Origin of the sequence: Massilia sp. CT11-108 (assembly GCF_047302915.1) — a bacterium.
GTDB lineage: Bacteria > Pseudomonadota > Gammaproteobacteria > Burkholderiales > Burkholderiaceae_D > Telluria > Telluria orientalis.
This window is the reverse complement of the sequence record NZ_JBKYMO010000312.1, coordinates 1-6881: the sequence shown is the minus strand read 5'-3', so window position 1 is coordinate 6881 and position 6881 is coordinate 1. Positions and strand designations below refer to the sequence as shown.

The following is a 6881-nucleotide window of genomic DNA, read 5'->3' as shown; positions in this document are numbered from 1 at the left end:
TTGAACACGGCATCGCGGTGAAGACCGGCCCGGGCGGCGCGCGCAGCGGCGGACGCAGGCACGAGGGCATCGACATCTTCGCGCAGCGGGGCACGCCCGTGCTGTCGAGCACGGACGGCATCGTGCTGCGCGTGGGGACCAACCGGCTGGGCGGGCAGGTCGTCTGGGTGCTGGGACCCGGCGGCCAGCGCCACTACTATGCCCACCTGGACCGCTACGGCGACGTGCGCGCGGGCATGCGCGTGCGGACGGGCAGCATCCTCGGCTATGTCGGCAATACCGGCAACGCCGCGACCACGCCGCCGCACCTGCATTACGGCATCTACACGGCGGGCGGGGCCATCAATCCGTATCCGCTGCTGAAGGCCGGATCGGCATAGTCCTACACGCGCACGGCTGTTCGATGACAGGGGCCGCGCACGCACTACAATCACGTATACAACCGAGGTAAACCTGAGTTTCAAGCCATGGATATTGCAGCCGGCACCATCGTCGATCTCGCGCGCGCCGACCGGCGCAGCGCGGGCGAACCATTGCGCCGCGACACTGTGCTGTGGCGCTATCTCGACGCGGCCAAGCTGTTCGATTTCTTCGAGAATTCCACGCTGTTCTTTTGCCGTGCCGACCATTTCAGCGACAAGTTCGAAGGCGCGTTCACGCCGTCGCTGCGCGCCCAGATCAGCGAGGCGCACGCGCGCGGCGAGATCGACTACGACTACGAGCAGTTCAAGCGGCGCATGCGCGAATCCGTCTTCATCAACTGCTGGCACCGCAACCAGGACGACAGCGCGGCCATGTGGGCGTTATATGGCAAGTCGGAATGCGCGGTGGCGCTGACGACGACGGTCGGCCAGCTCGCGGACACCGTGGAACACATCGCCGAGCACAAGATCTCGATCGCCCGCGTGGAATACGTGAAGCACTGGAGCGACCCGAAGCTGGACGTCTCGCCCGACTACACGCGCATCTTCGCCTACAAGACCAAGGCCTACGAATACGAAAAGGAGGTGCGCGTGATCATCGACCGCACCCGCGATGCGTCCACACCGGACCTGCGCCAGCCCGGCATCGTCGTGCCCATCGACGCCGACCGCCTGCTGCGCACCATCGTGATCGCGCCGGACGCGCCGCCGTGGTTCGAAAACCTCGTGCGCCAGTCGGCGCAGCGCTACGGCGTCCGCGCACCCGTGCGGCGCTCGAAGCTGGCGACCGACCCGATCTGACCCCGAAGTCGAGACTTCGGGGTCAGAGCCCGGTTTTAGGCAACATCTCTCAGGCAAGCGAGATTGCGGGCGAAAAAAAGCCGGGCACGCGGCCCGGCCTGAAATGACGGCCTGGGTCTCAGGCCGCGCGGTGAGAGGCGTTTGCGTCATTGGCGGCCGACGCGTGCTTGACGCTGTCGCCGCCGGCGCCCATGCCGTCGTCGTGGTGGAACGGCGCGAACCACGTGGCGAGGAACGATGGGATCGTGGCGATCATGACCGCGACGAAGTAGCTGACGTAGCCCAGGTATTCCTGCAGCATGCCGCTGAGCGAACCCGTGACCATCATGCACAGCCCCATCAGGCCCGTGCCGAACGCATAGTGCGTCGTCGTGTACTTGCCCGGCGCGAGCTGCTGCATCAGGTAGATCATGTAGCCGACCGAGCCGAAACCGTAGAAGAATTTTTCCACGATGACGCCGGCCGCGATGGTCCACGGATCCGAGGGCAGCGCCATGGCCATCGCGAGGAAGGTCAGGTTCGGGATGTTGACGGCGCAGCACAGGATGAACAGCGTGCGCTTCAGGCCGCGCTTCGCGACGAACATGCCGCCCAGCAGCGAGCCGGCGAGCACCGCGATCAGGCCCCACGTACCGTAGATGATGCCCAGGCTCTCGTTGGAGAGACCGAGACCGCCTTTCGCGGCCGAATCGACCATGAAGAAGGGGCCGATTTTTTCCAGCATGCCGATGCTGAAGCGGAACAGGAAGGCGAACGCGATCATCTTCCACACGTCGCGCTTCTGGAAGAACGTGACGAACGAATCCAGCAGGATGACGGCGGCGCCGCGCACGTTCGTCGGCGTGTTTTCCGCGCGCGCGCCCTCGGGCATCACGCGCGCATGCCAGGCGGCCATCACGAGGACGAGGCCGGCGACGATGAAGAAGATCACGCGCCAAGCGTCCATCCAGTCCGGCCCGAAGACCTTCGGATCGTGGTGGAACACCTCCGTGTGCAGGCGCCCACTCAGGTAAACGAGGAAGCCGGAAGCGACGATCGGCCCGACGTTCCACGACAGGCTCTGCACGCCGCAGTACAGCGCCTGCGTGCGCGTGTCGAGCGACGTCACGTAGACGCCGTCGCTGGCGATGTCCTGCGTCGCGCCGATGAACGACATCAGGACGAACAGGGACAGCATCACCACCATCCAGTTGGGCAGGCTCATCGCCAGCCCGGCGCCGGCGAAGCCCAGCGCGATGAGCACCTGCATCAGCAGCACGAAGAATTTCTTCGTCCGGTACATCTCGACGAACGGCGCGAACAACGGCTTTGCCGTGTAGGCGAAGATCAGCAGGCTCGAATACGCGGCGGCGCGCGTATTGTCCATGCCGATGTTCTTGAACATGATGGCGGTGACGCTCGTCAGCATGATGTAGCCCATCGCCATCGTGAAGTACCCGGTGGGTACCCACAGCAGGGGGTGGCTGATGCGGTCAGGCGTGCGCATGGCCGGCTGCCGTCACGGAATCGATCGGGGCGCGCTGCGCGGCGACGCGCGCATCGACCAATTGCTGGTCCAGCATCGCGGCGGCGCCGGCCAGGGCGGGGTAGGGCGCGTGGATCACGTACACCGGGATCTGCCTGCAGAAGTCGGTGAAGCGGCCTTTGTTCTCGAAGCGGGCGCGGAACGACGACTTCGCGAAGAACTCGCCCAGGCGCGGCACGACGCCGCCGCCGATGTAGATGCCGCCGCGCGCGCACAGGGTCACGGCCACGTTCGCGGCCATCGTGCCCAGCGCGCCGCAGAAGACGTCCAGCACTTCCGCGCACAGTGCATCGCCCGCCAGGCCGCGCTCGACGACCTGCGCCGGTTCGAGCGCTGCGCCGGCGACGCCGTCGATGGCGCACAGCGCCTCGTGGATCGTGGCGAGACCCGGGCCCGAGATCAGGCGCTCGGCCGACACGTGGTCCCATTTCGTCCAGCAGTAGGCGAGGATCGCCTGTTCGCGCGCATTCGACGGCGAGAACGCGACGTGGCCGCCTTCGCTGGGCAGCACCTTCCAGCGGCCGGCGTCGGGAATCACGCCGCCGACACCGAGACCCGTGCCGGCGCCCACGAGGCCGATCACGGCGTCCGGGCTCACGCGGGTGCCGCCGACCTGTTCGAGGTCCGCGTCCGCGAGGCTGGGCACCGACATCGACAGCGCGGCGAAGTCGTTCACGACGAGCAGCGTGTCGAGGCCGAGGTCGCGGCGCGCGGCGTCGATCGAGAACTGCCAGTGGTGATTCGTCATCTTGATGAAATCGCCCTCGACCGGATTCGCGATCGCGATCACGGCATGGCGCAGTTCACGGGCGGCGCCGGGATGGCCGGCCAGGTAGGCACGCACGGCATCCGTGAACGTGGCGTGGGCGGCGCAGGCCAGCGTCGCGATTTCCTCGATGCGGCCGGGGCCGCGCTGCAGCGCGAAGCGGGCGTTCGTACCGCCGATGTCGGCGAGCAGGCGCGCGCCGCCGAAAAGCACATCATCCATGGTGTCCCTCATGTCTTCCTCGGTCTCCTGTTTTTCTCACCTCACCCCCGGTGGGGGTCAGGCTGCGCGCAATGCGGCGCGCTGTCCGGCGATGAAGTCGCGGTACCACAGCGCGCTCGCTTTCGGGATGCGCTGCTGGGTCGCGTAGTCGACATACACGATGCCGAACCGCTTCTCATAGCCGGAATTCCATTCAAAATTGTCCATCAGGCTCCACAGGAAGTAGCCGCGCACGTCCACGCCCGCGTCCATCGCGGCCTTCAGGGCCTCGAGGTGGGTGCGGACGTATTCCACGCGCTGGGTGTCGTTGACCTGGCCGTCGGCGCCGACGCTGTCGACCGCGGCCATGCCGTTTTCCGTAATGTACACCGGCGGCAGGTCCGGGTACTCCTGTTTCAGCTGCACGAGCAGGTCCGTGAGGCCCTGCGGGTAGATTTCCCAGCCCATGTCGGTGAAGCCCAGGCCACCTTCCGGCTTGCGCGGCGGGACTTCCGCGCTCATGACTTCGCGGCGGTAGTAGTTCACGCCCAGGAAGTCGAGCGGCTGGGCGATGATGTCGAAGTCGCCCGCATGCACGACCGGCGCGTTCGCGCCATGCGCTTCCAGCGACAGGGCGGGATAGCGGCGCTTGAAGATCGGGTCCATGAACCACTCGATCGAATTGGCCCATTCCAGTGCGGCCAGGCGGCGGTCGGCTTCCGTGTCGGTGGCCGGTACCGCGGTCCACTGGTTCAGCACGATGCCGAGCTGGCAGGTGGGATTCACCGCGCGCATCGCCTGCATGGCCAGGCCGTGCGACAGCAGCAGGTGGTGCGACACCTGGATCGCCTGTTTTTTATCCGCGACGCCCGGCGCGAACTGGCCGTTGCCGTAGCCGAGGTTCGCCGTGCACCACGGCTCGTTGTGCGTGGCGATGCTGGCCACGCGGTTGCCGAAGCGGCGCGCCACTTCGGCCGCGTAGTCGGCGAAGCGGTGCGCGGTGTCGCGCGACATCCAGCCGCCGTCGTCCTGCAGGCCCTGCGGCAGGTCCCAGTGGTACAGCGTGATGTGCGCGACGATGCCTTTTTCGTCCAGCGCGTCCAGCAGGCGCGTGTAGAAATCGAAGCCCGGTTCATTCCATGCGCCCTTGCCGGTCGGCTGCACGCGCGCCCACGCCATCGAGAAGCGGTAGGCGTTCACGCCCAGCGACGCCATCATCGCCACGTCGTCGCGGTAGCGGTTGTAGTGGTCGCACGCGACGTCGCCGTTGCTGCCGTCGATGATGTTGGCCGGATCGTGCGAGAACGTATCCCAGATCGAAGGGCCCTTGCCGTCGGCGTCAAAGGCGCCTTCGATCTGGAAGGCGCTGGTGGCGACGCCCCACGTGAAATTGGAAGGAAAACGGATGGAGTCGGTCATGGCGCGTTGTAGTCGTTATGAGAATGAACTTGGAATTCGCTTGAAATCGATTTCATCGTACATGCGTCATCGGCAGGGTGTCAACACCATTTTTTCCTTCCAAGCATCAATGCTACATGTCAAACGGGCATGTCTGGTGTATATTCACGAGCTTCGCGGCAGCCGCCGTGTAAAGATCCAGGCCGAAACGCATGAAAAAGGATTCCAGCAGTTCGCCGATGGTCACGGTCCACGAGGTCGCCCGTGTGGCGGGCGTGTCCGCGGCGACGGTCTCGCGCTTCCTGAACGGCACCGCCAAGGTGTCGGAGGAAAAGCGCCAGGCCATCGAAAGCGTCATCGAAAAGCTCAATTACAAGCCCAACGTGCTGGCCCAGAACCTCAAGACGGGCAGCTCGCGCACGATCGGGGTCCTGACGCAGTCGCTCGTGTCGGGCTACTTCGCCGACGCCATGGCCGGCATCGACGAGGCCCTGCAGGGCACGGGCTACGCGCCGCTGATCGTGTCCGGCCACTGGCATGCGGACGAGGAGGCCGAGCGCATCGAGCTCCTGATCGCGCGCCGCGTGGACGGCCTCGTCATCCTGAGCGGCAAATTGAAGGATGCGCAGATCCTGAAACTGTCGCAGCGCGTGCCCATCGTCGCCTTCGGCCGCGACCTGAGCTCGCCGCGCGCGTACGGTTTCTGCCTGGATAACTATTGGGGCGCGTGCGAGGCGGTGAGCTATCTGCTCGACCAGGGCCACCGCAACATCGCGTTCATCACCGGCCCGTCCGACCACCAGGATGCGCTGGCCCGCCTGGCCGGCTACCGCGACACGCTGGCGAAGCACGGCATCAAGGAACAGCAGCAGCTGATCGTCGGCGGCGACTTCCAGGAGTCGAGCGGCCTGCTGGCCGTCGAGCGCCTGCTGGAATCGGGCCAGCGCTTTTCCGCGATCTTCTGCGCGAACGACCTGACCGCGTACGGCGCCCGGCTGGCGCTGTACCGGCGCGGCATCCGCGTACCGGAAGACATCTCCGTGATCGGCTTCGACGACCTGCACAGCTCGATGTACACGACCCCGCCGCTGACGACCGTGCGCCAGCCGCTGTTCGACGTGGGCAAATGCCTGGGCCGCGCGATCGTCAAGATGATCGGGCACGAGATGCTCGACATCGAGGTGCCGCAGCTGAACCTCGTCGTGCGCGAGTCCGTCAAGCGCGTCGACTGACCCCGGTTCTGGGCAATGTCACGCCGCGAAGCCGCCGTCGACCGCCAGGTCCGACCCCGTGACGAAGCTCGCTTCCGGGCTCGCCAGCCACGCGACCATTGCCGCGACTTCTTCCGGCCGGCCATGGCGCGGCAGGGCCATGAAGCCGTGCAGCGACTTGCCGAAATCCGTGTCGGCCGGATTCATGTCCGTGTCGACGGGCCCCGGCAGCACGTTGTTGACGGTGATGCCGCGCGGCCCCAGGTCGCGCGCCAGGCCTTTTACGAGGCCGGTGAGGGCCGACTTGCTCATCGCGTAGACCGCGCCGCCGGCGAACGGCATGCGCAGCGCGTTCGTGCTGCCGATGTTGATGATGCGGCCGCCATCCGGCAGGTGGCGCACGGCGGCCTGCGCCGCGGCGAACACGGCGCGCACGTTCACGGCGACGGTCTTGTCGAAGTCGGCGAGCGGGAATTCCGTCACGTGGCCGCCGAGGAAGACGCCCGCGTTGTTGACGACGATGTCCAGCCGGCCGAATTTCGCCGCCGCCATCGACA

7 protein-coding genes are annotated in these 6881 nt (G+C 66.3%); 3 read left to right on the top strand and 4 right to left on the bottom strand.

The features are described 5' to 3' along the window. The first annotated feature begins 11 nt into the window (after positions 1–11). A complete protein-coding gene (locus ACEN88_RS21305; protein ID WP_413342797.1) occupies positions 12–380 on the top strand; it encodes a M23 family metallopeptidase in 369 nt (122 codons plus the stop codon). 87 nt (positions 381–467) lie between these two features. Continuing rightward, the gene (locus tag ACEN88_RS21300; RefSeq protein ID WP_413342795.1) at positions 468–1223 is read left to right on the top strand and encodes a hypothetical protein; all 756 of its coding nucleotides are present in this window, start codon (positions 468–470) and stop codon (positions 1221–1223) included. 118 nt (positions 1224–1341) lie between these two features. Here ACEN88_RS21300 and ACEN88_RS21295 read toward each other — a convergent pair whose 3' ends face one another. From ACEN88_RS21295 to ACEN88_RS21285, 3 genes are read right to left on the bottom strand one after another with little or no spacing between them, the layout of a single operon-like run. Next, positions 1342–2709, bottom strand: coding sequence for an MFS transporter (locus tag ACEN88_RS21295; RefSeq protein ID WP_413342793.1), 1368 nt, complete (start codon positions 2707–2709; stop codon positions 1342–1344). Further along, entirely contained in the window at positions 2696–3736 is a 1041-nt protein-coding gene (locus ACEN88_RS21290; RefSeq protein WP_413342791.1) for a glucokinase, read from the bottom strand. Before ACEN88_RS21290 ends, ACEN88_RS21295 begins: the two co-directional genes overlap by 14 nt. A gap of 57 nt (positions 3737–3793) precedes the next feature. Then, positions 3794–5134 carry a GH1 family beta-glucosidase gene (locus tag ACEN88_RS21285; protein ID WP_413342789.1) on the bottom strand — a complete coding sequence of 447 codons (1341 nt, stop codon included), beginning with the start codon at positions 5132–5134 and terminating at the stop codon, positions 3794–3796. 191 nt (positions 5135–5325) lie between these two features. On the opposite strand from ACEN88_RS21285, the gene ACEN88_RS21280 reads away from it, so the two are divergent. Next, entirely contained in the window at positions 5326–6345 is a 1020-nt protein-coding gene (locus tag ACEN88_RS21280; RefSeq protein WP_413342787.1) for a LacI family DNA-binding transcriptional regulator, read from the top strand. Between the two features lie 18 nt (positions 6346–6363). Here ACEN88_RS21280 and ACEN88_RS21275 read toward each other — a convergent pair. Next, the coding region (locus ACEN88_RS21275; protein WP_413342785.1) for an SDR family oxidoreductase at positions 6364–6881 on the bottom strand (518 nt) is incomplete at its 5' end.

What these genes read in the sequence shown, in the direction of transcription:
- ACEN88_RS21300 (WP_413342795.1), top strand. Translation starts at nt 468, where the DNA reads ATGGATATTGCAGCCGGCACCATCGTCGATCTCGCGCGCGCCGACCGG.
- ACEN88_RS21295 (WP_413342793.1), bottom strand. Translation starts at nt 2,709, where the DNA reads ATGCGCACGCCTGACCGCATCAGCCACCCCCTGCTGTGGGTACCCACC.
- ACEN88_RS21290 (WP_413342791.1), bottom strand. Translation starts at nt 3,736, where the DNA reads ATGGATGATGTGCTTTTCGGCGGCGCGCGCCTGCTCGCCGACATCGGC.
- ACEN88_RS21285 (WP_413342789.1), bottom strand. Translation starts at nt 5,134, where the DNA reads ATGACCGACTCCATCCGTTTTCCTTCCAATTTCACGTGGGGCGTCGCC.
- ACEN88_RS21280 (WP_413342787.1), top strand. Translation starts at nt 5,326, where the DNA reads ATGAAAAAGGATTCCAGCAGTTCGCCGATGGTCACGGTCCACGAGGTC.